At 34.2% G+C, this 24,357-nt stretch carries 26 protein-coding genes; 11 read left to right on the top strand and 15 right to left on the bottom strand.

Annotated elements, in window-relative coordinates:
* Positions 1–110: 110 nt before the first annotated feature.
* Entirely contained in the window at positions 111–1,772 is a 1,662-nt protein-coding gene (locus AD998_14635) for an ABC transporter ATP-binding protein (protein ID KOY87221.1), read from the bottom strand.
* Between the two features lie 300 nt (positions 1,773–2,072).
* On the opposite strand from AD998_14635, the gene AD998_14630 reads away from it, so the two are divergent.
* On the top strand, positions 2,073–2,579 hold the full coding sequence (locus AD998_14630) for a phosphohydrolase (protein KOY88220.1): 507 nt from the start codon (positions 2,073–2,075) through the stop codon (positions 2,577–2,579).
* Positions 2,580–2,581: 2 nt separating this feature from the next.
* Entirely contained in the window at positions 2,582–3,100 is a 519-nt protein-coding gene (locus AD998_14625; GenBank protein ID KOY87220.1) for a hypothetical protein, read from the top strand.
* Positions 3,101–3,350: 250 nt separating this feature from the next.
* On the opposite strand, the gene AD998_14620 is transcribed toward AD998_14625, so the two are convergent.
* The 11 genes from AD998_14620 to AD998_14570 all read right to left on the bottom strand — a co-directional run bounded on the left by AD998_14620 (position 3,351) and on the right by AD998_14570 (position 13,471).
* Positions 3,351–3,926, bottom strand: coding sequence for a PhnA protein (locus AD998_14620; GenBank protein KOY87219.1), 576 nt, complete (start codon positions 3,924–3,926; stop codon positions 3,351–3,353).
* Positions 3,927–3,994: 68 nt separating this feature from the next.
* Positions 3,995–4,465 carry a hypothetical protein gene (locus tag AD998_14615; protein ID KOY87218.1) on the bottom strand — a complete coding sequence of 157 codons (471 nt, stop codon included), beginning with the start codon at positions 4,463–4,465 and terminating at the stop codon, positions 3,995–3,997.
* A complete protein-coding gene (locus AD998_14610) occupies positions 4,465–4,743 on the bottom strand; it encodes a hypothetical protein (GenBank protein KOY87217.1) in 279 nt (92 codons plus the stop codon). The genes AD998_14615 and AD998_14610 overlap by 1 nt, the downstream gene beginning before the upstream one ends.
* Positions 4,744–4,793: 50 nt before the next feature.
* Entirely contained in the window at positions 4,794–5,804 is a 1,011-nt protein-coding gene (locus AD998_14605) for a hypothetical protein (GenBank protein ID KOY87216.1), read from the bottom strand.
* A 123-nt stretch (positions 5,805–5,927) separates the two neighbouring features.
* Positions 5,928–8,078: a 3-hydroxyacyl-CoA dehydrogenase gene (locus AD998_14600; protein ID KOY87215.1), complete on the bottom strand. Its 2,151-nt coding sequence runs from the start codon at positions 8,076–8,078 to the stop codon at positions 5,928–5,930.
* 236 nt (positions 8,079–8,314) lie between these two features.
* Entirely contained in the window at positions 8,315–9,040 is a 726-nt protein-coding gene (locus tag AD998_14595) for a pseudouridylate synthase (protein KOY87214.1), read from the bottom strand.
* Positions 9,033–10,511 (bottom strand): hypothetical protein, encoded by a 1,479-nt coding sequence (locus AD998_14590; GenBank protein KOY87213.1) that lies wholly within the window; start codon positions 10,509–10,511, stop codon positions 9,033–9,035. Before AD998_14590 ends, AD998_14595 begins: the two co-directional genes overlap by 8 nt.
* A gap of 106 nt (positions 10,512–10,617) precedes the next feature.
* Positions 10,618–11,427 carry a hypothetical protein gene (locus AD998_14585; protein ID KOY87212.1) on the bottom strand — a complete coding sequence of 270 codons (810 nt, stop codon included), beginning with the start codon at positions 11,425–11,427 and terminating at the stop codon, positions 10,618–10,620.
* A gap of 62 nt (positions 11,428–11,489) precedes the next feature.
* The gene (locus AD998_14580; protein KOY87211.1) at positions 11,490–11,678 is read right to left on the bottom strand and encodes a hypothetical protein; all 189 of its coding nucleotides are present in this window, start codon (positions 11,676–11,678) and stop codon (positions 11,490–11,492) included.
* A 56-nt stretch (positions 11,679–11,734) separates the two neighbouring features.
* A complete protein-coding gene (locus AD998_14575; GenBank protein ID KOY87210.1) occupies positions 11,735–12,613 on the bottom strand; it encodes an iron-regulated protein in 879 nt (292 codons plus the stop codon).
* A gap of 219 nt (positions 12,614–12,832) precedes the next feature.
* Positions 12,833–13,471, bottom strand: a complete 639-nt coding sequence (locus AD998_14570) for a hypothetical protein (GenBank protein KOY87209.1) — start codon at positions 13,469–13,471, stop codon at positions 12,833–12,835.
* Positions 13,472–13,522: 51 nt separating this feature from the next.
* Here AD998_14570 and AD998_14565 point away from each other — a divergent pair, with 51 nt between their 5' ends.
* The 9 genes from AD998_14565 (at position 13,523) to AD998_14525 (ending at position 21,414) form a co-directional block, all read left to right on the top strand.
* Positions 13,523–14,446, top strand: a complete 924-nt coding sequence (locus tag AD998_14565) for a sugar kinase (protein KOY87208.1) — start codon at positions 13,523–13,525, stop codon at positions 14,444–14,446.
* Entirely contained in the window at positions 14,439–14,753 is a 315-nt protein-coding gene (locus AD998_14560) for a hypothetical protein (GenBank protein ID KOY87207.1), read from the top strand. The genes AD998_14565 and AD998_14560 overlap by 8 nt, the downstream gene beginning before the upstream one ends.
* Before the next feature lie 56 nt (positions 14,754–14,809).
* The gene (locus AD998_14555; GenBank protein ID KOY87206.1) at positions 14,810–15,199 is read left to right on the top strand and encodes a hypothetical protein; all 390 of its coding nucleotides are present in this window, start codon (positions 14,810–14,812) and stop codon (positions 15,197–15,199) included.
* Between the two features lie 17 nt (positions 15,200–15,216).
* Positions 15,217–16,557 (top strand): saccharopine dehydrogenase, encoded by a 1,341-nt coding sequence (locus AD998_14550; GenBank protein KOY87205.1) that lies wholly within the window; start codon positions 15,217–15,219, stop codon positions 16,555–16,557.
* Positions 16,558–16,566: 9 nt separating this feature from the next.
* A complete protein-coding gene (locus tag AD998_14545; GenBank protein ID KOY87204.1) occupies positions 16,567–17,292 on the top strand; it encodes a hypothetical protein in 726 nt (241 codons plus the stop codon).
* 27 nt (positions 17,293–17,319) lie between these two features.
* Positions 17,320–20,139 carry a DNA polymerase I gene (locus AD998_14540; GenBank protein ID KOY87203.1) on the top strand — a complete coding sequence of 940 codons (2,820 nt, stop codon included), beginning with the start codon at positions 17,320–17,322 and terminating at the stop codon, positions 20,137–20,139.
* 98 nt (positions 20,140–20,237) lie between these two features.
* The gene (locus AD998_14535) at positions 20,238–20,645 is read left to right on the top strand and encodes a hypothetical protein (GenBank protein KOY87202.1); all 408 of its coding nucleotides are present in this window, start codon (positions 20,238–20,240) and stop codon (positions 20,643–20,645) included.
* Positions 20,626–20,949 carry a hypothetical protein gene (locus AD998_14530; GenBank protein ID KOY87201.1) on the top strand — a complete coding sequence of 108 codons (324 nt, stop codon included), beginning with the start codon at positions 20,626–20,628 and terminating at the stop codon, positions 20,947–20,949. Before AD998_14535 ends, AD998_14530 begins: the two co-directional genes overlap by 20 nt.
* Positions 20,950–21,000: 51 nt before the next feature.
* Positions 21,001–21,414 (top strand): hypothetical protein, encoded by a 414-nt coding sequence (locus tag AD998_14525; GenBank protein KOY87200.1) that lies wholly within the window; start codon positions 21,001–21,003, stop codon positions 21,412–21,414.
* 268 nt (positions 21,415–21,682) lie between these two features.
* On the opposite strand, the gene AD998_14520 is transcribed toward AD998_14525, so the two are convergent.
* The 3 genes from AD998_14520 to AD998_14510 form a co-directional block, all read right to left on the bottom strand.
* On the bottom strand, positions 21,683–22,249 hold the full coding sequence (locus AD998_14520) for a hypothetical protein (protein KOY87199.1): 567 nt from the start codon (positions 22,247–22,249) through the stop codon (positions 21,683–21,685).
* A gap of 118 nt (positions 22,250–22,367) precedes the next feature.
* Entirely contained in the window at positions 22,368–23,258 is an 891-nt protein-coding gene (locus tag AD998_14515) for an oxidoreductase (GenBank protein ID KOY87198.1), read from the bottom strand.
* Between the two features lie 109 nt (positions 23,259–23,367).
* On the bottom strand, positions 23,368–24,342 hold the full coding sequence (locus tag AD998_14510; protein ID KOY87197.1) for an isoprenyl synthetase: 975 nt from the start codon (positions 24,340–24,342) through the stop codon (positions 23,368–23,370).
* Positions 24,343–24,357 lie beyond the last annotated feature (15 nt).

Raw genomic sequence — 24,357 nt, 5'->3', positions numbered from 1 at the left:
AGAATCGTTATTAGAAACCAAAATGAGTTTGTGAAGAAAATATTTAGTTTATGTTAGGTAAAATCAAAGAATAGCCACTAAAAAAGCCCTTGAATTTCAAGGGCTTTGAATTACATTAATTTTTTATACTTGATACGTTTGGGAGCTTCATTACCCAATCTTTTCTTGCGGTTTTCTTCGTAGTCAGAATAGTTTCCTTCAAAGAAGTATACTTGCGAATCACCTTCAAACGCTAAAATATGTGTACAAATTCTATCTAAGAACCAACGGTCGTGGGAGATGACCACAGCACAACCACCAAAGTTCTCGAGAGCTTCTTCTAAGGCTCTTAAAGTGTTCACATCCAAGTCGTTGGTAGGTTCATCCAAAAGTAGTAAGTTTCCACCTTCTTTGAGTGTAATAGCTAAATGAACTCTGTTTCTTTCACCACCTGAAAGTACACCTACTTTCTTTTCTTGGTCGTTTCCTGTAAAATTGAATTTGCCAACATAAGCTCTTGCGTTCATTTGCATATTGCCCAATTGTACCCATTCATTTCCTTCCGAAATAGTTTGGAAAACAGTTTTTTCAGGGTCTAAATTGTCATGCTCTTGATCAACATAAGCTATTTTTACAGTTTCACCTACTTCAAAAGTACCAGTGTCGGGCGTATCTTTACCTGTGATGAGTTTGAAAAGAGTTGTTTTACCTGCTCCGTTTGGTCCAACCACACCCACAATACCCGCAGGAGGAAGCGAAAAACTCAGATTTTCAAATAAAAGTTTATCACCAAATGCTTTACTGATGTTATCGGCAATGATTACTTTATTACCCAAACGAGGTCCAGCAGGGATGTATAACTCCAATTTTGCTTCTTTTTCTTTTCCTTCTTCAGAAAGCATTTTTTCGTAAGCACCTAAACGAGCTTTTGATTTGGCTTGACGAGCTTTGGGAGCCATACGAACCCACTCCAATTCTCTTTCTAGAGTTTTCATACGTTTGGTTTCTGATTTCTCTTCCTGAGCCAAACGTTTTTGTTTTTGGTCTAACCAAGAAGAGTAATTTCCTTTCCAAGGAATACCTTCGCCTCTATCAAGCTCTAAAATCCAGCCCGCTACGTTATCTAAGAAATAACGGTCGTGGGTAACTGCAATGACAGTTCCTTTATACTCTTGCAAGTGTCTTTCAAGCCAATGTACTGATTCAGCGTCTAAGTGGTTGGTAGGTTCATCCAAAAGCAATACATCAGGTTGTTGTAAAAGTAAACGACAAAGAGCTACACGGCGTTTTTCACCACCAGAAAGGTTGGCAATGAGTGCATCGGAAGGGGGGCAACGCAAAGCGTCCATCGCTTTTTCCAAACGAGCATCCAATGTCCAAGCGTCCATGTGGTCAAGGCGTTCTTGTACTTCGCCTTGTCTTGCAATCAGTTTATCAAAATCTGCATCGGGTTCGCCAAATGCAAGATTGATTTCTTCAAATTCTTTAAGGAGGGCAACTGTTTCAGCAACACCTTCTTCTACAATATCACGAACAGTTTTGGTTTTGTCAAATTCAGGTTCTTGAGAAAGGTAACCAGTTGTGTAATTTCCAGAAAAAACTACTTCTCCCAAGTAATCTTTGTCAATTCCTGCAATAATCTTCATTAAGGTGGATTTTCCCGAACCGTTCAAACCTAAAATCCCAATCTTCGCACCATAAAAAAACGATAAATAAATATTCTTTAACACTTGTTTGCTGGGAGGGTATATTTTACTGACCCCTGCCATTGAAAAAATAATAGTTTCACTCATAATATGATGATTTAGAAAAATACAGCCAAAAATACGTTTTTTTTTATTTTTTGCGAATAATCAACGAGAAAAAACATGAAAATAAAGAGGTTCTACTTCTGAATTACTGTTTTTTTGTGTATTTTGATTTCAAAAAATATTAAAACTATGCAAGGAACTTATGAAGAAAAGAATGTGAAAGTAATCAATTGGAATGTAAAAATGGTACTTTTAGAAAGTTTAGAAGGTGATTTTCTAGTAAAAAGAGAAGATTTTGAAACAAAATTTAAACAAGATGAAATTCTTACGATTCAATCAGAAATCGTACGCAATGCTCAAAAATATGCAATAAAATGCCATACCGAAACCAATCATACTTACGATAATTTGCCCTATGAAGTACATTTGCGTATGGTATATGGTTTTGGCGTTCATTTTGAACATTTATTACCTCAGGATACTAAAGAATATGCTTTAGCAGCTTGCTGGACACACGATACCATTGAAGATTGCAGACAAACTTATAATGATGTGAAAGTTGCTTGTGGAGAGCAAATTGCTGAACTCACTTATGCTCTTACGAATCTCAAAGGAAAAAACAGAAAAGAAAGGGCAGGAGATGTTTATTATGAAGGTATTAGGAGTACACCTATGGCTCGTTTTGTGAAACTTTGTGATAGACTTGCCAATGTGAAATACAGTCTCGAAAAAGGAGATAACAGAATGTGGCAAACTTACAAACAAGAAAATCCTCATTTTAAAATTCAACTCTATGAAGAAAATCTTCAAGAAATGTTTGATGAGTTGGAAAAATTATTTCAAGGCTAAAAATGAACTTTATGAAATATTTCTTATTCTTATTTTTGCTTGTTTCGGCTTGTTCTAAACCTCAATCTCTGAAAACACCCAGAGCAAACAATCCATCTTGTATTGAAAATTATACTGTGATGATTGAGGAAAATGGAAAAAAAGAACCTCTTTTTTTCTGTAAAACAGAAATGTATGAATTTGCAATTATTTGGCAAAAAGATACATTGATTAAAGAAACAAGCTATCGTAAACTGAATGAGGTAATTACGCCATTTTCTAATAAAGAATTCAAAAATTGTTTTTTTCTAAACTTGGAATATGGAGATGGTTGCCCTGTTATGTATAGAGTATTGCAAATTAAAAAAGGGAAGGCATTTATTTCAGATGCTTTTGGAAACTGCCATGATGAAATCAGTACGTATAACTGGAAATTCCCGATTCTTGAAATAGATTTCAAAGAATCGCCTGATTTCAATAAACCCAAACTCAAGTATATTTTTGATAGTGGACAATCTGCTTTTAAAGAACAAAGCCCTTAACTTTCTCAAGGGCTTTCATTTTAGATGCTACTTAAATTTACTGTTTTTTGATAAGTTAATGGAGTCATTGTTCTTTTGGCTTCGCCGAGCTAAAGGTTTTCTTGATAAAAAAGAACGAAAAAATCAAGAAAATTCAAAGCTCCCACGCACAAACCTTCCCACCTCGCTGAATTTTCAACCCAACGCTCTTTATATTTGAAAAAAAATATAAAAATTTAATCATGTATTTAAGCTATTTTTAAGTAACTTCTTAATTCGTTTTACGAACGTATTTGGTAAGAATCACGATGGTTTGTCCATCAATTTTACCTTCTATATAAGCAGGATTATCTTCTACTACACGAATATTTCTGACGGCTGCACCCATTTTAGCATTTACATTAGAGCCTTTTACATCCAAACTCTTGATAAGCACAACGCTATCACCTGTTTGTAAAATATTTCCGTTGCTATCTTGGTGAACGGTCAGTTCGTTATCTTCTTCATAGCCTGCTTTTGCCCAAGTGAGTGTTTCATCATCTAAATACAACATATCAAGTTGTTCCATTGCCCAAGTCTCAGTTTGAAGTTTGTTGAGCATACGCCAAGCCACTACTTTTATAGCAGGAACCTCACTCCACATGCTTTCTGTAAGGCAAGTCCAATGTTTGCCATCTAATTCTTCTTTTTTATGAAGTTGGTTTGCACATTTTTTACAAATATACAGGCTATCATCTTCGGATTGGGTGCTGTTAGGAGGTACATCATAGACTTCCAAAGTATCTTGTGCATAACAAAGCTCACATTGGTTGTTGCTACGAGCTTTGAGGGTATCTATTAAACTCATACAAATAAAAAAATAAAAGGATAATTTTGGTTAAAATACCCCGCAAGATACGAATAATTTAGGGGCTTTTAATGAGGGGCAAAAATTTTTGTAGTAGAATAATGATATTCTATTCTTTCGTTTTTTGTATCACCTTTTATTTCCCAAACCAATACAATGCGTCTTGGAGCTAACTGTAAATGAGCTGTATATAAGTCTTTATCACAGATATGTGGACAAATGGATGAAAAAGTGTTTGTATCTTGATATACTAGGTGAAATAAATATACAGGGTTTTCTTCTCCAAAACGTAAATGTTCCAATTTAATACGTTTTTCTGTTTCAAAAGTCCAACGATAAACATTATGGCATTTAAACTGTTTTTGCTGATTAGGAAGAGTTAAAAGTCCTGACTCTTCAAAGATAATAATATCTTTTTTAGGGCTAGAAACAGTAACAATGCCATTACCTTGAGCATTCCAACCCTGAGTATCTTTGGTTGTAGTAGCCTGAAAGAAAAAAGACTGTATATTTAAAAGTGTTTCTTGAAAACCTTCCATTATGAAATATTTTCTAACTTATTGTGCTCTAAAGAAAAATGTAGTGTTCTACCGTTTTTGAGTAAAATAAACACAATGCCTCCTCTTACTTCTTGGATTGTACCCTCTGAATTGTAATCGGAGCGGATAATGCCATTAGCATCATAATACTCTCTGAATTTGACATGGATGCCATCTTCGCAAACAATATGTATATACGAAGCACACCAGCCTTGTTCGTCTTTATCGAAATAGCCACCAGCAAGTTCATAATGGCTGTTGAAGGTGATAGGGGACATAATTAAAAATTAGGAGTTAATGTATCATACAAGTTTTTAAGATTAGTGTTCTATTCATAAATTTGCCATTTGTCTGATAAAATTTTAAAAGTGCTTTTATTTAAACTCTGCCGAGTATCTTTTTCACCTTCCTTCTTGCTTTTCATATCCTCTAAAATTTCTTTTCGCAAATTGGTAGGAATACGTCTATTTAACTTTATTTCCAAAGCATCAAAAAAATCTTTATAATGTTTACTTTTCTTATGAGTTAACTTTTTCAGAAAAAACATGTTGATTGTTTCAAATATTTCTTCTGATACTTCTGTAAGAATTTCATTTATACCTATTTTCTTAAATATAAAATTGCTTGAAGCGTTAGTTACATTATCTTCAAAATCAACTTTATATTTTTTACAATCATTGTATTTATCTTTAAAAGATAAGAGTATTAAAAACTCATCAACTAAAAGAATATAAGGATTCTGACTTTGTGGATGGCAAGATATATATGTGGGTTTTACACCAGAAAAACCTGTACTTCTTAAAATTTTAAAAGATACTTTTTTAAGCCTATCATCTTCTAAAATAGCACTTGAATATTTGCCTTGAGTATCTGGTAAATACTTATTTAATAATATTCTGATAAATTCTTTATGCCCATCCATCAAGTCCAAAGGGAGTTTAAATGAGGCTCTCCAGAAAATACTTATCCAAAAAAGAAAAGAAATATCAAGAGTAGTAATTTTATTATGATTAACGCTTTTTGAATATGAACTCTCAATTTTAGAAAATCTATTTTCGCAATCAGAGCAAAAAATATGGTTAATAATGAAAGGAGATTTATATTTTTCGAGATTATCAAAATCTAAACTTTCAATATTAAAGACTTCTTCTAATTTTTCTGTTAAAATACTTCTTCCAAAATAAGCTGTTGTTTCAGTTGCATTAATAGCAAACCCCAATTCTAAATCTCGCCCTTTTTTCTTATCTACATTATCAACTCTTGACAAGAGTAAATGTGATATTAAGTGAGAACCTGTTTGATCAGCATCTTTGTTCTTACATAATTTACATTTTTCCATAGTCCTGTTATTTTAATGTCCACTAAAATAACAAAAAATCTAAACAAAATCAAGAGGTTTAGATTCCTCACAATGTTCGGAATAAAAAAATGAGATAGATTTTAAAATCTATCTCATTTGCACTTACCCATGAAAACCTTGTTTCTTTTGAGCCATTTCACGTAGGCGGGCAGTAGGACGGAAGCGTTCGCCATAAGTATCTGCCAGACGATCAGCTTCTTTTACAAAATTCTCAATGCCTATATAATCCACAAACGACAAAGCACCACCTGTATAAGGAGGGAAGCCCCAAGCCAAAATAGAACCTACATCTGCATCACGAACGTTGGTAACCACATTTTCCTCAAAACATTTGATGGTTTCAAGTACTTGTCTGTATAAAATACGTTTTTTGGCTTCTTCGAGACTGGGCTGTTCTTTGGCTACAGGGAAATGCTCTGCAAGACCACTCCAAAGACGTTTGGGTTCATCTTCAGGGTATTCGTAAAAGCCTTTTTTGTCTTTTTTACCCACACGACCCAATTCTTCTACAAATTTCTTCACAACCTTGCCATCAGCGGTGTCTGTAATCTTGATACCCATGTCTTTTTCGGTTTGGAGATAGATTTTATACATCAAATCGAGGGCTACAGCATCCGAAACATCCAAGCCACCTACAGGCATTCCTGCTCCTTTGCCTGCTGCCTCAATAAGGCTGGGGCTGATGCCTTCTGAAAGCATGGTAATACTTTCGGAGGTGTATGTTCCAAACACACGAGAAGTATAAAAACCTCTGCTATCATTTACTACAATCGGGGTTTTCTTGATTTTCTTCACGTAGTCTATGCTGAGGGCAATGGCATACACAGAAGTTTGTTTGCCTTTAATAATTTCCACAAGCATCATTTTATCTACTGGCGAGAAGAAATGCAAGCCAATAAAGTTTTCAGGGTGTTTGGATGCCTCTGCAAGTCCTGTAATAGGCAATGTAGAAGTATTGGAAGCAAAAACAGCTTTTTCTGTTAAAAATGCTTCAGCTTCTTGTGTTACCTGAGCTTTGAGGTCTCTGTTCTCAAAAACAGCTTCAATCACCAAATCAGAGCCTTCTAAATCTTTGGCATCAGCAGTAGCCTTGATACGAGCTAAAACAGTTTCAACTTGTTCTTGGGTATATTTTCCTTTTTCTAACTCTTTTTTCAGCAAATTTCTTGAATAGTCTTTTCCTTTTTCGGCAGATTCAAGGCTTACATCTTTTAAAACTACTTCCAGACCAGCCACAGCCGAAACGTAAGCAATACCAGCTCCCATCATACCAGCTCCTAAAATACCTACCTTCTTTACATCAGTAGCAGGAACATCTTTGGGGCGGGCTGCACCTTTGTTCGCCTCTCCCATAGCAAAAAAGAGTGTACGAATCATGTTTTTTGCTTCTTTGGTTTGGCTGATACGAGCAAAATGTTTGGCTTCGATGGCTAAACCATGCTCAATAGAAACTTGCAAACCCTCATAAACACACTCCATAATAGCTTGTGGAGCAGGATAATTGCCTTGTGTTTTGCCTTGTAAAAGGGCAGTTCCAGCAATGAAAGTTTGAACGCCTTTCGGAGATTGTACATTGCCACCAGGGACTTTATAATTTTGTACACCCACTACATTTCCTTTTTTATCAAGCTCATCCCAAGGCTGTAATGCTCTGGGATTTGCCAGAATCCAATTTTTTGCTTTTTCAATTAGCTCTTCTTTAGAAGAAGCCAATTCGTTTACCAAGCCTTCTTTCAAGGCTTTTTCAGGATTTAATTTTCTGCCTTCTAAAAGTAATGGAAGCGATTTCTCGATGCCTATCATACGAGGCAGGCGTTGTGTACCACCACCACCAGGGAATAAACCAATCAGTACTTCGGGCAAACCGATTTGTATTTTGGGGTCGTTTAAGGCAACTCTATAATGGCAAGCCAAACAAACTTCATATCCACCACCCAAAGCTGTACCATTGATGGCAGCCACTACGGGCTTTTTGCAGGCTTCGTATTTTCTGAAAACTTTATGAAGGTGGCTTATCATTTCATAACCCTGCTCCAAAGTAGCATTTTTGAGAAGCATATTGAGGTCAGCTCCTGCCACAAACTCTTTTTTGTGAGAAGTAATGATAATGCCTTTTACGTTAGGGTCTTCAATGGCTTTGGATGTGGCTTCGTCAAAAGCTTTGATAGATTCTTCGTTGAGAACGTTCATAGGAGCATTCATCATATTAAAGGCAATAATAGCAATCTGGTCTTGGATTTGGTAGTCAATCATAAGCAAAATTTGATATGGATTCTATTAATAATCTTAATTTTCTTTATTTAATAAACAAATTGTTTGTTCTTTTTGTCTTGACACAACCTTTAGCTCGGCGAAGCCAAAAAGAACGAAAAAAGTCAAGACGCTCCAAAGCTCCTGCCCGCAAACCTTCCCACCCTCGCTGGAGCGTCAGCCCACGCTTTTAAGGAATTTAAGATTTTTTATTTTCTTATTGATAACAGTTCATTGTACTAAGCATATTTTTCTAAAAGTTTCACTAAAACAGCAAAATCTTTAGGATAACTGGCTTCCTGATAAATTTGTTCACCATTCATACCTTCAAACCCCAACCCAAAAGCATGTAAAGCCACACGCTGTATGATGGGCAATTCGTCTGCATCTTTATTGATTTTAAATTTCTTTTTGAATTCTGAAAGAAAAACAAACTGCCCTCCATACATTTCGTCAGCGACAATAGGTGCTTTGAGAGCCTTGAGGTGTATGCGTATTTGGTGCATACGTCCTGTATGGGGTTTGGCTTCAATGAGTGTGAAGTTTCCTATGTGTCTGAGTGTTTGAAATGTGGTATGTGATTTCATACCTTCCTTAAAATCAATGGTTACCATTCCTTTTTTAGAGAGTTTGAGAATGGGAAAAGTAGCTTCTTGGGCTTCAAAATTATGAATACCTTCAGAAACAGCATGATACACTTTCTGAACTTTTCTACGTTCAAACGCCATCGCAAGATGTCGGTATGCTTCAGGATGTTTGGCAATAGCAAGCACTCCAGAGGTTTCTTTGTCTAATCGGTGACAAATCTGATAGGTAGGCTCATAGTTTCTGAGCAAAGCAATAATACTTGTTGTTTTTCTATCTTCGGTACGTTCATCGAGTGTAGCCATGAGTGGAGGCTTATTGATGAGTACAAAATCGTCATTTTCAAAAATTATGAGGTCTTCAAAACTTAATTTAGGCATTCTCTGTATGGTTTGTTGTTAGTTTTTCTAAAGCTTGTTTACGTTCTTTTTTAGCTTGTTTTTTGAGTAAAATACTAGGTTCAGACATTCTTTCAGGGCAATCGGTAGCCGAACAACGCTGACAAGTTTCTCCTACTTTTTTGATAATCAAATTTTTATCTTCTAAAAACTGGATTGTTTTTTGAGCTTGCTCGTTTATCTTGATGCCTATTGCCAAACTACTTAAAGCTGGTGTAGGGGAAAGTGAACGAGCCATAGCCAATACAAAATATCTGTTTGGCGAATCGTAGTATTCTGAAATTTGAGCTTTACAAAGGATTTCAGAGCCTTTCTTATGATGTTTTTGTAAATCTTGTAAAATAGTAATTGAAATCCAACGTCTGCAATAATGCTCTTCGAGAGCTGAAGCATGAGGATTGTGTAAACCCGAAATATGCATTTCCTTGGTTAGATTAAACTGTTTATCAGTGTTATCAAAACGCAAGAAAAACAATTCATTCAAACCGAAATATTTGGGTAAAAGATTGCTACATCTGTAAAGCAATGTTTCAGGAGTTACTTGATATTGAGCATTGAGATTGATGAAAAATTCTGCATCAAATTGTTTTTGCTTGAAAAAAGTTTTTAAGTCATTTACAAGCATATTTTGAGGCAAAAGCAAAGCTCCTGCAAAATAAGAAGCTTTGAAATTATTCAGAACTTCATCAAAAGAACGAACTTCTACCCAAGAAAATGTAGTAGAACGTTTTTTGATTTTCAAGAATGCAAAACCAATTTCTCTACACAAAACAAATCGTTTTTGGGTTACACTCAAGCTCTGATTAATCAACAATGTATTTCCTTTGAGTACAGAACGCAGACTTTTAAGAGCAGGCTCAAACGTAGTTTCTTGGGTTTGGATATGATATTGGTTTGAAAGAACTTCTTTTAAGAAATCAATATCCAAAATGGTTTTATCTTCTAAATGGTGTAACTCTCTGAAATGTTGGGCTTCTTGCTCCAAATCTTCAAAATAGTTTTCGTACATTTCCTGATAAGAACGCAAAACAGAGAAATAAAACTCTTCAATTTGCATATCATAGCTTCGGGCTATTTCGGCAAGTGTACCAATAAAAGCACCTACTTTTTCGGGAGCGTTTGCCAAAATATCTAAAAATTGTGCTGGTTCAATACCAAAAACCTCCAAAGGAAACTCACCTAAAAAGTTCGATTGTAGCAAATCGGCAAGAGGAGCAAGTTTTTTATTGAGTTTGAGTGATACCAACCAGTCATAACTAACCCCCAAAGTTTCAGCTAAAACTACAATTTTTTCAGTTTGAGGGTACTTTTTCCCTTTTTCAATTTCATTGAGGTACGAAACAGAAATGCCTGTTTGGTTGGCTAATTCGGATAACGAAATGCCTTTTTCTTGGCGTAACTGCTTTATTTTCAGACCAAATGTGAGTCGTATATTTTCTTTTGCAACTGTCAATTTTTAAAGGGTAAATGGGTTAATGCTAAAATTTTTTGATATAAGAAACAAGACCTTAGACACAAGAATTTAATAGTTTTGAATGAGAATAAGAATGATATTATGTTTAGTTTTTACTACCTTTCACTTTCTTCAAGTATTTTTCAAAATTCCAGCCTTTTTTTGTTCTTTTAAAAACGCTATTGTTGTATTCAGGATTTTCTTTCATAAAAAGACTTGCATAATAGTCTTCGCATTGAAACATCTCTAAAAACCTAATAAACCAATACAACGCTTTCTTTTTTCCATAATGATGTTTTAGAGAAGACTCTTGTAAAACATCAAAATCTTTGATAAGAGAATAAACTTTTAAATACATTTTGATATCAAAGTTTTTTTGTGTGTAAAAAGTAGGGTGATAAAATAATTGATTCTTTTTATAAAATATTTCGGAAGTTGAACCCCCACAACAACTCCCTGTTCGTATGATAACAAATTGTTGTTCTCTACAGGCATAAGCGGAGTCAAAATTCAGAACAAAATCAGGTTTTAATAAATCTAATGTTTGAGGCAAAATAATTACTTGCTCATTATTTGCGATGTCTTTTATTTCGTCAATTGTAAACCCTAAATCTTTAAAGTAGATAGGGGTTTTAGGATTGAGTATACTATCTGTTTTTGATTTTGAGATTACTTTTTCCTTTTTTAAGCTAATAGTTTTCTTTTTTGAATCTTTAAAAGTATCATCAAAGAAAGTATAATTTTTTGCAATAAACTTATCTCCCTTTTTCTTAAAAACAAATTCAGTAGTTCTTGTACCAAGTGGTGGATTGGTAGGAGGTCCACCAAACTCTTGATATGTAATTACCAATTTATCCTGAGCAACTACCTGTACCCAAGAGCAAAAAAATATAAATATGATAAGGCAAATTTTCATTAAAATACTTTTTTTGAAGTAAGAATATCTAAGAGGTTGTTTAAATTTTATTACTTTTATTTTTAGAACGAAGTATATTTTATGAAAATCTTGGTTTTAAGTTGTTTTAAAGTTATCATTCTTTTGCCTTGATGCAAAAGAATCAAAAAATCAAGAAAATTCAATGCTTCCACACACAAACCTTCCCACCCTCGCTGAATTTTCAGCCCAACGCTCTTTTTTGCAAAAATGTTTGAATTATTTTTAAACAACCTTTGAATTTTTAAAGAATTTATCTAGACTTTTGTTTCTCATATCTCACATCTTTTTAATACGTTTTCGTCATATCCGAAGGGATTGCCAACACAAAATTACCTTTTTCCAGATTAGTTTTCTCTAATTCTGCGATAGATTCTTGTTCAACACTTGCAATACTTACAATTTTGAAATTTGGATTCTGCTTCTTGAGATACCAAATAATGCTCTCAAAGTTATCGGAGTGGTACGAACCATTGAAATGCAAGAATATTTTGCCTTTTTGCCAGTTTTTAAGAATGAAATGAGCCATGGTAGCATCTTTAATAGCTTGAGCCTGAGCAAAATATTCTGGTTTTGCATTGCCACCCATTTGTCCATGCTGTGCCATTTTTACCATTTCTGCATAAGCGGGTAAAGCAACATCAAAGGCAATAGGCAGAGGAGCAATATATTTTTTTGCCTCTGCATCCAGTTTATTTAAACTTTCTAAACCCTCACGAGATACAATACTGGCATATCTGCGAGGAATATTGGTGGCTACAAAAGGGATTCTTTGTTTGATAGACAAGTCTAAAAGAGGTTTGTAGTCAGTTTTGTAATTATCCCACATTTTGGCTTCTTTGGTGAAGTGTGCTTCTTTAATCCAGCCATTTTGGTATTCGTTGAGTACAAGCTGATTATCTGCTTCAAACATTTCAGCACCAAAAACTAATTTTTCTTTGTTTTTGGAAGCCAAGTCTTTGGCTAACTGGAGTTGTAACCAATGGCAAATAGGGTTGTTATGCAACTCTCCAAAAAACACAATATCAGCTTTTTCTGCTTCAGCCAGAAGGGCATCATAAGTTGTTTTTTTGCCTTTGGCATCGAATAGCTGATAAGCGGGCTTACTCATAAATGCAACAGATAGAATCGAAATAAGAACAAAACTGAACAAAATACTTTTTTTCATTAGATATTAAACTTTAAATGGAGTTTGTTTAAAATATTCTTTTGCCTTGATGCAAAAGAATCAAAAAATCAAGAAAATTCAATGCTTCCACGCACAAAACCTGCCCACCCTCGCTGAATTTTCAGCCCAACGCTCTTTTTTGTACTCAAAGAATGCAATGTTTAAATTATATTATAAGAAAATAGCTTTTTCTATATACTCATTACACTGTACTAAAAATTAGGATAATTCTCCAAAAAAAGCGTTTCCTGCTATATTTCTGTCTTCTGAGAAATGGAAATCATAAAAATGTTGGTAAATTTCTTCCTTAGAAAGCGAACCATCACCATTAGAATCTAATTTGGCAAAAACTTTAGAGGCTTCGTCTTTCGGATTTCTAAAGCCTTCATACAAATGTGCAAATTCAGCAGGCTGTAAAACTCCATCCTGATTGGTATCTATCACAGGAAATACTTGGTCTATAAAAGGCAGTACAAATTCTTCATAATTTTCTTTGGAACTCAAATGACGTTCATAAGCTTTTTTAAACTCCTCAAAACTAACACTTTGGTCTTGGTCAGTATCAGCACCCAAGAGTAATTTTCTCCAATACTTTTTTAAAGCTCCTCTGAATTTTTTATCATTATCATCACCAATTTTCCAACCAAAAATTTTTATAAACTGCTCGGCAATCATGTCCATGTCCTCTGGCTCAATTACTTTGTTGCCATCAGCATCAAAAAAATTAAAAAGTTTTTGAATTTTAAGCGTTTGAAATTCTGTAAGCATAATTTTAGGGTGTTTAAGTGAAAGAAAGATAAACACCTCAAATATAAGCCAAAATATCAAAAAATACAGATTTTTAGCAAAAAAATACATAATTTGTGTATGTTTGCAAAATTGAATTGATTCATCTAAAACATACAAACAATGAGTTTAACAATTATTGGTACAGTAGCTTTTGATGCTATTGAAACACCCTTTGGAAAAACTGATAAAATTATAGGCGGAGCAGCTACTTATGCCTCATTAGCAGCATCTTATTTAACTAAAAAAGTAAATTTGGTAGGCGTAGTAGGTGATGATTTTCCTCAAGAAAGCATTGATATGCTGAAAAATCATGGCGTAAATACAGAAGGATTGCAAATTAAGCAAGGTGAAAAATCTTTCTTCTGGGCTGGAAAGTACCACAACGACATGAACAGCCGTGATACACTTGCCACAGAACTCAATGTACTTGCTGATTTTGACCCAATTATCCCTGAAAGCTACCAAGATACAGAGTTTTTGATGTTGGGTAATTTGACACCTACCATTCAAAGAACGGTGGTGGAAAGAATGAAAAAACGTCCCAAATTGATTTTGATGGATACCATGAATTTCTGGATGGATATTGCTTGGGACGAATTGATGAAAACCTTGAAATTGGTAGATGTACTTTCTATCAATGACGAAGAGGCTCGTCAGCTTTCTAAAGAGTATTCGCTTGTAAAAGCTGCTCGTAAAATTTTAGAAATGGGACCTAAAGTGTTGATTATCAAGAAAGGTGAGCATGGTGCTTTACTTTTCAATAAAACACAGGTGTTTTTTGCTCCTGCATTGCCTTTGGAAGACGTTTTTGACCCGACAGGTGCTGGTGATACTTTTGCTGGTGGTTTTATTGGATATTTGGCAAAAACAGGTGATATTTCTTTTGAAAACATGAAAAATGCTATCATTTATGGCTCTGCTTTGGCTTCACTTTGTGTAGAGAAATTTGGTACAGAACGCCTCCAAAATCTACGCCCCTACGAAGTAGAAGACAGAATTAAAGAATTTATTGATTTGGTTCAGTTTGAAATAACAATTGGCTAACAAAAAAATACCTCTTACCTCAAAAGTAAGAGGTATTGAGTTTTTTAAGATAAAATATTTTATGCTTAGAATTTTTATAATTTGTGTCATCAGTATTTTAGGAATTACTTCAAAAGCCCAAAATACAGAGAAATTTATTGAGGTGTATGTTCAGGATGAGGCAGTAATTGAGCCAGATGAGATAGAATATGCCATTTATGCTTTTCCAAGTGAAACTATATATTTTGATGAAGATGCGTCTGGTAGAACGATTACTATGGGAGCTGATTCGAAAAAAAATCTCCTCAGAAAGTATATGAAGAAATAGAACAAATTATAAAAAAGTATAAATTCCCTTTCAGAAAAGAACAAAGAAAACCAGATTTGGATAGGGTAAAAACCTATTTAACATACATTATTACCTGTAAAGATATACAGCTATTTTACAAATTTAAAGAGGAAATTTTTGATAAAGAAGTAGGTACTTATTTTATCAATAAAAAATCTTCTCAAATGGAGATTGTAGAGAAAAGGTTAATTGAAAAACTATTGGAAAAAGCTCAAAAAAAAGCAACTCTAATAGCTCAAGCATCTCATAAAAAAATTATAGAAATTACACACATAAAAGAATTAGCATTATTAGAAGAACAATTAGGAGGTTGGACAGTGTATCCACGATTAGATGCTGTTGATAGAAAGAATATGATTTTTGATACAGAAATAAAAATTAAAAAAACATTTCTGGTTCGTTTCCAAGTAGAGAACATTAAATAACATAAAAGATATATCCTGTGAAAAAAATATTGGTTTTAGGAGCTGGACGTTCAGCTTCTTCTCTGATTCGTTATCTTGCAGAAAATGCTCCCAAAAATGCTTGGCAAGTGAGTGTTGCCGATGCACAAAAAGAATTGGTATTACAGAAAATACAACCCTATCCACACCTTACAGCTTACGATTTTGATGTTTTTGAGGCAGATAAGGCTAAAAAACTCATAGGAGAACATGATATTGTCATTTCCCTGATTCCGCCAGCTTTGCATATTCATGTGGCTCGTTATTGCTTGGAATTAGGCAAAAATATGCTGACAGCTTCTTATATTTCTAAGGAAATGCAAGAATTGGATGCTGAAGTAAAGAAAAAAGATTTGATTTTCTTGAATGAAATTGGGCTTGACCCTGGCATTGACCACCTTTCAGCCATGAAGATTTTAGACCATATCAGAGCAGAAGGGGCTGTTGTGAAATCTTTTAAATCGTTTACAGGTGGACTGATTGCCCCTGAATCAGATAATAATCCTTGGCATTATAAGTTTACTTGGAATCCTCAGAACGTGGTTTTAGCAGGACAAGGTGTAGCCAAATATCTTGAAAATAAGCAAATTAAATATATTCCTTATCATCAGCTTTTCAGACGTATAGAGTATTTTGAAGTGGAAGGTTATGGTGTGTTTGAGGGCTATGCCAACCGAGATTCTTTAGGCTATCAGAGTGTGTATGGCTTAGAAAATATTCAGACACTTTTACGTGGGACACTTCGTAAACAAAACTATTGTAAGGCTTGGGATTGTTTTGTGCAATTAGGTATGACAGATAATGTTACCATCATGCCTACTCAAAACATTACTTATCAGCAGTTTTTAAAGACATTTTTACCCGAAAATGCAAACGATACCCTCGAAAATACTTTTGTAAACTATCTGGGTATTACTCAAGAAAAGAAAGATACTGTTTTGAATCAAATAGCTTGGCTAGATTTTTTTACAGATAAAAACATTAATTACCCCAAAGCAGAAGCAACTCCAGCCCAAATTTTACAGTATATTTTAGAACAAAAATGGGTTCTTGCCCCTGAAGACAAAGATATGATTGTCATGCAACATATCATCAATTTTGAGCAGGCAGGTGATGAAAATGAAATTATTTCGGAACTCGTAGTAATCGGAGAAGACAATGTCCATACAGCTATGGCAAAGACCGTCGGATTGCCTTTGGGAATTGCTTGTAAACTGATTTTAGAGGGCGAATTTAAACAGAGAGGAGTACTGATGCCTATTGATGCCGAAATGTATGAGCCAGTCCTCAAAGAATTGGAGGAGTACGGTATTATTTTTAAGGAACGAAAGACAAAATAGCCTAATATTTTGGATAAAGAAGAAGAACATAAAATCGTTGCCTTGCGGAAAGAAATCCCTGTAGGAATTACAGAAGGACTAAATTTATTACGGGAATATTATGGCAATTTAGAAGAGGCTGTTATTGCTTTTCAGAAAAAAAGGCTTCAGATTGTTATCAATAAAACAAATACTTCTGAAGAATTGGCTTTGAAACATTTGAAGCAAAATAATTTTGATATTAACCTCACTCTTAAAAGTCTTGAGGAAGAACTTTATTCTATTACAGAAAGGATTTTTAGAAAGTTTAAAAGTAAAGAGACAGTTTTAAGTAATCTATTTTCTTCTATTGAGCAAACACGAGATTTAAAAAGGAACTTTTGGATTGATTTCGAGAAATTGGATGTATTGAATGAGCAAGAAAAAGCTTTTGTAATTATTCAAGAGTGGCTTAATTTTGAGGCTTGGGAAAATTTTACAACTGCTTTGCATTTTCATTTGGGGCTGGTGATAGAGCAAATTGACCAAAAACTTAGATGGTTAGAAATGGCTGAAAATCTGAAAACAGCCCATGAAAAACAAAAAGAAATTTACTTGAAATATCAAAAACAATATGATTCAGTAACAATTCATAATGAGTATCTTACAGAAGACACAGAATATCAAAAATGCTATCAATTTTTTAGGGATAATGAGGAAGTTTTCACAGAAAAACTATATGATTTCATAAAAGAAAATATTCAATATTTCCCTTGATAAATACTTAAAATCTTAAACACAATTATGGAAAAACTCTTTCTTTTGGATGCAATGGCTCTTGTTTACAGAGCTTATTATGCTTTTATCAATGCTCCACGCAGAACAAGTACAGGTATGGATACAGGGGCAATTTTTGGATTTATCAATACCATGCTTGAGGTAATAAAGAAAGAGAAACCTACACATTTGGCAGTAGCTTTTGATACTTCTGAGCCTACTTTCAGACACGAACAATTTGAAGAATACAAAGCCCACAGAGAAGCCCAACCCGAAGGTATTACAGTAGCTGTACCCTATATCAAGAAGATTTTGGATGCTATGAATATCCCCACACTGACGCTTGCAGGCTATGAGGCAGATGATATTATTGGGACAATCGCCAAACAGGTGGCTCGTGAGGACTTTCAGGTGTATATGATGACTCCTGATAAAGACTATTGCCAGCTTTTAGAAAACAATAAAATCTTTATTTTCAGACCTGCCTCTAAATTTGCACCCAACGAAGTTTGGGATGTACAAAAAGCCCTTGATAAATTTGGTATCAAGAAAATTGAACAGGTAATAGATATGCTGGGTCTTCAAGGAGACGCTTCTGACAATATCCCAGGGCTTCCAGGGGTTGGAGAAAAAACAGCTCAAAAACTTCTTGAAGAGTACGATTCTGTGGAAAATCTGATAGCCAATGCCGATAAACTAAAAGGCAAAATGGCTGAAACTGTCAAAAATCATGGTGATAAGGCAATTCTATCTAAACAGCTCGCAACCATTCATTTACAAGTACCTATTGAGTACAATGTAGAAGAGTTTAAAATGTCTGAATACAATAAAACAGAGCTTTCTAAACTTTTGGATGAGTTAGAGTTTAAAACACTTAAAACCAAACTTATAGGACTTAGTGAAGAAGAAAAACAAGCTCAAAAAACAGCCAAAAAGCAATCTCAGCTACAATTAGATTTATTTGGTAACAATACACCTGCTCAAGAAGAAGAGTCTGAAACAGACGAAACTTTTGAGGAAGGAGAGAAGCGTTTTCAGACTATTGCTGACACCGTTCATCAGTATCATATTGTTGATAAAGAGGAGGATAGAAAGCATTTGATACAATTACTTTCCATTCAAAAATCTTTTTGTTTTGACACAGAAACGACCTCTTTGGATACACTCAAAGCCGAATTGGTAGGGATGTCGTTTGCTTACATAGCCCATGAAGCCTATTATGTGCCTATTCCTGCAGACAAAACAGAGGCTCAAAAGATTGTAGAAGAATTTAGAAGTGTTTTTGAAAATGACCAAATCGAGAAAATTGGACAAAATATCAAATATGATATTTCCATTTTAGCTAATTACAACATTGAAGTAAAAGGGAAATTGTTTGATACTATGCTTGCAAGCTATCTGATTGAAGCAGAAAGCAAACATGGTATGGATTATTTAGCAGAAAAATACTTAAAATATCAGCCTGTAAGCATCGAAACCCTGATTGGTAAAAAAGGTGTGAATCAGGGAAGTATGAGAGATATTGAGGTTCAAAAAATAGCAGAATACGCTGCCGAAGATGCTGATATTACATTCCAACTCAAAGAAAAACTAGCTCCTGAATTGCAGAAAATGCATGTAGAAAAGCTGTTTTATGAAGTAGAAACGCCTCTTGTTGAGGTACTTTCAACTATCGAACGCAATGGTGTGAAACTTGATACCAAAGCCCTGAAAGAATCTTCTGAATTGCTTGAAAAAGAAATTTTGGTTTTAGAAGAGAAGATTTACTCGCAAGCAGGTAGAAAATTCAATATTGCTTCGCCTAAACAACTCGGAGAAGTACTTTTTGATGAAATGAAACTCATCAAAAATGCTAAAAAGACCAAAACAGGTCAGTATGCTACAGGCGAGGAGATTCTGAGTAAATTGGCTGAAGAACACCCAATTGTTGTAGATATTTTGGAAATCAGAGAGTTACAGAAACTAAAATCTACTTACATAGATGCTTTGCCAGAGCTTGTAAGTACTATTGATGGGAAAATACATACATCTTTTAATCAGGCAGTTACATCAACAGGCAGATTAAGTTCTACAAACCCGAATTTGCAGAATATCCCTATTAAAACTGCTAAAGGCAGAGAAATCAGGAAGGCGTTTATTCCTTCGAGTGATGAATTTTTGATTCTTTCTGCTGACTACTCTCAAATTGAGTTGCGTCTGATGGCTGCTTTCAGCCAAGACGAAACACTTTTGGAGGCTTTTGAAAAAGGTTTGGACATTCATGCTGCTACTGCTGCCAAAATTTATAAAGTAGCCTTAGAAGATGTAACAGCAGATATGCGTAGAAATGCAAAAACTGCCAATTTTGCAATTTTATATGGTAGTACGGGCTTTAATTTATCAAGCCAACTAAAAATTTCGGTTTCAGAAGCAACCAAACTCGTAGAAACCTACTATCAGGAGTTTTCAGCAATCAAGAAGTTTAAAGACTCCATGATTCAGAAAGCTCGTGAACTCGAATATGCAGAAACCATTTTGGGACGTAGAAGACATCTGTACAGCATCAATGAGAGCAATAAAGTAGTAGCGGGGCAAGCCGAACGAAACGCTGTAAATATGCCTATTCAGGGTTCTGCTGCCGATATGATTAAACTGGCAATGGTCAATATCCATCAGTTTTTTAAAGATAAAAATCTCAAATCCAAGATGATATTGCAAGTTCATGACGAATTGGTGTTTGAGGTACACAAATCGGAAATTGATATTGTAAAAGAAAACGTGATAAAATTGATGAAAAATGCCATTGCTTTGCCCGTACGCATGGAGGTAGAAGTGGGTATTGGGCATAATTGGCTGGAAGCTCATTAAAATCTATGAGTGATAAATGATGAGTTATAAATTGTAGCCTTCCAAAAAATTATAATTTTTTGGAAGGTTTGTGGTTTTAGAGTTCAAAATGAAAACAAATGCTACAAAAAATTAAGAAAATAGCCATTAAGACCTTAAAAATACTTTTCCTTACAATTGTGGGGCTTCATTTGGTTTTAAGAATAATAGGATTAATGCCGATAATATTATTTACTGATAAATTGGCAGGAACAGAATTCAACGATGAGAGGTTTTCTCATCGAAAATGGATGAATATAAAAGTAGGAACACCAAAATCGGAGGTAGAGAAAAGTATAAAAGGTCATGACCTGCCAAATTACTCAATTAATCATTTCGGAGATTTTAAGTCAAAGAAAGATTCTATGGCAACTCTCACTTCACACAGTACATCAAAAGAAAATTCCTCTTTTTACTATTCATATAATTTCTATTATGATAAAAACCAAATTTTAATAATTAAAAATTATGCACATATTTCTGACTAAAAAAATATTTTGGGGCGTAGTGGTGGCATATACTTTATATTCAATCATTGAATTGGTAATTCCATTTTTTAAGTATAAAAAATTTGATAAAGATAAATGGGAAACTGTCAGAATAGGTGATAGTTTGAAAACAGAGGAATTAGGCATGGCAGATTTTTTTATTGAATCAAAACAAGGAAAAAATGTTCATAGCAGATCTATTTATGGATCAGAGCCTTATTATGTGATTTACTCAATAAATGGCAAAGTTGTAGATAAATATTATAGAAAAAATGATAAAGACACTACAAAAATTAGGAAATAAAAATAAAATCTTATGAAATCAAACTTTATTCTACTGTTTCTGACCTTCATAATGATAGCTTGTAGTTCTGAAAAAAAAGAAAATCAGGCTTTCAAGAAGATGAAATTTTCTATTTATCCACCTGCATTGCCTCCAGACCAAATGTGTATTACAGAAATCTTTGAAATAGAGGGTAATACGCTCAAATATACAAAATCGGAGGGCTTGTGTGGAGGAACTACACCCAAAGATAAGAGTCAAACAGTTACTTTGACTCAGGAAAAAAGACAAGAAATAAGAAGTATACTGGTTAAATTAAAAGCTGATAAATTCTCTAAAGATTCAAAATATGATGGGAATGCTTCAGCAAACCTGAATATCCAATGGGGAGATAAAGAGGAATCTTTTAGTTTTTTACATTATGAGGGAGAAGAAATAACCAAATTACACACAACTTTAAGAGCAATGATTAAAGAAGCAAAATAAAAAAAGCCTTTGAATACAAAGGCTTTTCAATTATGGTCATTTTACTTGTTTCTTATTGAATAAAACTTCATAGACTAAATAAGAACCAACACCTACAACAGCCACCCAAATAATCCATTTAAGGATTTTCCCTAAAAAACTAACCAATAGAATACCCACTACAATGGCAATTACTATTTTAATAATTTTGTCTGTTTCCATTTGAACAAAGTTTTGATTTATCCTAAAATTATAAATAAAAAACGGAAAAAACCAAAAAAATATTGTGTTAGTTAAGACGATACTGTACAATTTTCTTTACTTGTTCATAAAACTGATGAGGCAAAAGTGTTCGCCAGCCTTCAATTTCTAAGTTTCCACCAAAGTTTACATACATATCAATACCATATTTTTGCCATTCTGTATAAACAAAATCACGAAATTGTAAGGCAGCCACCCAACCTTCTTCCACATCTTCAAACCACTCTTCATAATAACAATCATCAGAACCATGAAAATTAAAAACATTTTCGCCAAGCAAGATAAATTGATTGATTCCTAAATCAATCATAGGATTGATGATATTGTTTTTTAAAGTCATAATATCATTTTCAATGGCATCGTTCCACTCACCAATGAACTCAATAATAGCAAAATTTTCATCGTAATCTACAAATAAGACCTTGATATACAAGGTTTCAGAACCCATGTAATCCCAAGCAGGGTCTATATAATAACCATAAATGGTTTCAGAGTATAAATCATAATTATATTCTTTACCAAAAAATGGACTATCGTCGTCTGTGGCAGGGTCATAATATTGTAGCCATCGGTGGTAAGGCGTGATGGTATGCATTTTATTTCGTTTATAATCAGGATATAAGATAAAAGAAAAAGGAGAAAAGAATATCTTTTTTCTTTCTTCCTTTTTCTAAAAAAATTAACAAGATTTTAAATGATTTGGTTGTTAAAATTTATTTTTTTCCTCTCCAAAATACACCTAAGGGTAATTTCTTATCAAACTTGTCAAGCAAAAATAATTCGCCCATTTGTTTTTCAGAGAACGAATTTTTAAAAATCTGATTGATGAGTGTTTCAGCAATCAAAGCAGAAAAGCCCATAGAATACAAATTCAGTATCAAAAAGCCCTGCTTTTCATCTAAAAGCTCATTACAACATTTGAGCATTTCGTTCAGATTATCTTCCAATATCCATTTTTCGCCATCAGCACCACGCCCATAAGCAGGAGGGTCTAAGATAATACCCTGATATTTTTTACCTCTTTTTACTTCTCTTTTTACAAATTTCAGAGCATCTTCTACAATCCAACGAATATTATCCAGCCCAGAGGCTTCCATATTTTCCTTAGACCATGTAATAACCTGTTTTACAGAATCTACATGCGTTACATCTGCCCCAGCAGCTTTGGCAATCACAGAAGCACCACCTGTATAAGCAAACAAATTGAGTATCTGAGGCTTATCTGTTTTCATTTCTGAAATACTATCCACCATAAAATCCCAATTTTCAGACTGTTCAGGAAAAATACCTACATGCTTAAACGAGGTCAAACCTAAACGCATCTTAATTTTGACATTTTTGTAGGCATAATTTATCCACCACTGTTCCGAAACACCTTTTTTGATATTCCATTCACCTTTTTCGGTAGCTTTATCAACGCCTTTGGCTCTTGTAAAAGTGGCGTGAGCCATTTTTTGCCATTCCTGTTCACTCAGACTTTTATCCCAAATGGCTTGGGGTTCAGGGCGAGCCGTAATAATTTTGCCAAAACGTTCCAATTTTTCAAAATTTCCACTATCTATCAGTTCGTAGTCTTGCCAGTGTTGGGGTGTAAGAAGAAGCATTTTTATTAAATGGTTAATTCTAAATTTTTAAATTGGATAATAGAAAAAGGAAGATAGAAAAGTCTTTTTTCCCTTATCTATCATTTATAATTCATCACTTATCACTCATTTAGTTTTCTCTGGCTATCAGTTGTCGCATAAACTCATCTAAAAATTGCTTTTGAGCATTACGAGCATTGAGTTCATCCAATTGTTTGAAAGCTAAATCGAAAAAATATTGTATTTTTTGTTCAGTTTTCTCCTTGATTCCAAGTGTATTATAAATATCTGTAACAGCTTTTACTTTTTCTGCAATATCAAAATCTTTTTTAGCCAGCCAATATTCTAACTGAACTTTTGTTTCGCCTGTTGCTTGAGCAATAGCCTCTAAAAGTAAATATGTTTTTTTGTTGGCAGCTATATCACCACCTACTTGCTTGCCAAATTTATCAGGATTCCCATACACATCTAATAAATCATCTTTTAATTGAAATCCTATGCCAATATTTTCGCCAAAGGCTCTGATTTTCAGTTGTTCTTCATCATTAGCTCCTGCAAGCATAGCACCCAATTCCAAACTAAAACCCAATAAAACAGCTGTTTTGAGTCGTATCATTTCAATATATTGACTTTCTGAAACAGTTGCTTTATCTTCAAAATTCATATCCCATTGTTGTCCTTCACACACCCAAGCTGCACAAGCACTGAACTTCTCAAGAGCTTTGCGTAGATATTTGTCTTCTACACCACTCATCAGTATTTCGTAGGCTTTTACGAGCATGACATCCCCTGAAAGAATAGCAATACTTTCGTTCCATTTGGTATGTACAGTAGGCTGACTTCTACGAAGTGGGGCTTTATCCATGATGTCATCATGCATCAAAGTGAAATTATGAAAAACCTCTACCGAAACAGCAGCAGGAACACATTTTTGCCAATTATCGTCAAAAAGTTGGTAACCCAAAAGTACTAAAAGAGGTCTCATACGTTTGCCACCCAAATTCATCAGATACTGAATAGGCTCATAGAGTTCTTGAGGACTTTTTCCGTAAGAATAATGATTTAAAAATTGTTGAATTTCTTGAGAATGTAAGGATAAATCCATAAATATTGAATAAAT

This window comes from bacterium 336/3, from assembly GCA_001281695.1.
GTDB lineage: Bacteria > Bacteroidota > Bacteroidia > Cytophagales > Thermonemataceae > Raineya.
Note: the sequence above shows the minus strand (reverse complement) of the source record. Positions and strands in the feature narration are given on the sequence as shown.

Coding starts and splice junctions, on each gene's coding strand:
- AD998_14635 (KOY87221.1), bottom strand. CDS start 1,772: ATGAGTGAAACTATTATTTTTTCAATGGCAGGGGTCAGTAAAATATAC.
- AD998_14610 (KOY87217.1), bottom strand. CDS start 4,743: ATGTCCCCTATCACCTTCAACAGCCATTATGAACTTGCTGGTGGCTAT.
- AD998_14520 (KOY87199.1), bottom strand. CDS start 22,249: ATGCATACCATCACGCCTTACCACCGATGGCTACAATATTATGACCCT.
- AD998_14625 (KOY87220.1), top strand. CDS start 2,582: ATGAACTTTATGAAATATTTCTTATTCTTATTTTTGCTTGTTTCGGCT.
- AD998_14565 (KOY87208.1), top strand. CDS start 13,523: ATGAGTTTAACAATTATTGGTACAGTAGCTTTTGATGCTATTGAAACA.
- AD998_14540 (KOY87203.1), top strand. CDS start 17,320: ATGGAAAAACTCTTTCTTTTGGATGCAATGGCTCTTGTTTACAGAGCT.
- AD998_14535 (KOY87202.1), top strand. CDS start 20,238: ATGCTACAAAAAATTAAGAAAATAGCCATTAAGACCTTAAAAATACTT.
- AD998_14525 (KOY87200.1), top strand. CDS start 21,001: ATGATAGCTTGTAGTTCTGAAAAAAAAGAAAATCAGGCTTTCAAGAAG.
- AD998_14595 (KOY87214.1), bottom strand. CDS start 9,040: ATGCCTAAATTAAGTTTTGAAGACCTCATAATTTTTGAAAATGACGAT.
- AD998_14620 (KOY87219.1), bottom strand. CDS start 3,926: ATGAGTTTAATAGATACCCTCAAAGCTCGTAGCAACAACCAATGTGAG.
- AD998_14585 (KOY87212.1), bottom strand. CDS start 11,427: ATGAAAATTTGCCTTATCATATTTATATTTTTTTGCTCTTGGGTACAG.
- AD998_14605 (KOY87216.1), bottom strand. CDS start 5,804: ATGGAAAAATGTAAATTATGTAAGAACAAAGATGCTGATCAAACAGGT.
- AD998_14600 (KOY87215.1), bottom strand. CDS start 8,078: ATGATTGACTACCAAATCCAAGACCAGATTGCTATTATTGCCTTTAAT.
- AD998_14570 (KOY87209.1), bottom strand. CDS start 13,471: ATGTATTTTTTTGCTAAAAATCTGTATTTTTTGATATTTTGGCTTATA.
- AD998_14515 (KOY87198.1), bottom strand. CDS start 23,258: ATGCTTCTTCTTACACCCCAACACTGGCAAGACTACGAACTGATAGAT.
- AD998_14615 (KOY87218.1), bottom strand. CDS start 4,465: ATGGAAGGTTTTCAAGAAACACTTTTAAATATACAGTCTTTTTTCTTT.
- AD998_14510 (KOY87197.1), bottom strand. CDS start 24,342: ATGGATTTATCCTTACATTCTCAAGAAATTCAACAATTTTTAAATCAT.
- AD998_14530 (KOY87201.1), top strand. CDS start 20,626: ATGCACATATTTCTGACTAAAAAAATATTTTGGGGCGTAGTGGTGGCA.
- AD998_14575 (KOY87210.1), bottom strand. CDS start 12,613: ATGAAAAAAAGTATTTTGTTCAGTTTTGTTCTTATTTCGATTCTATCT.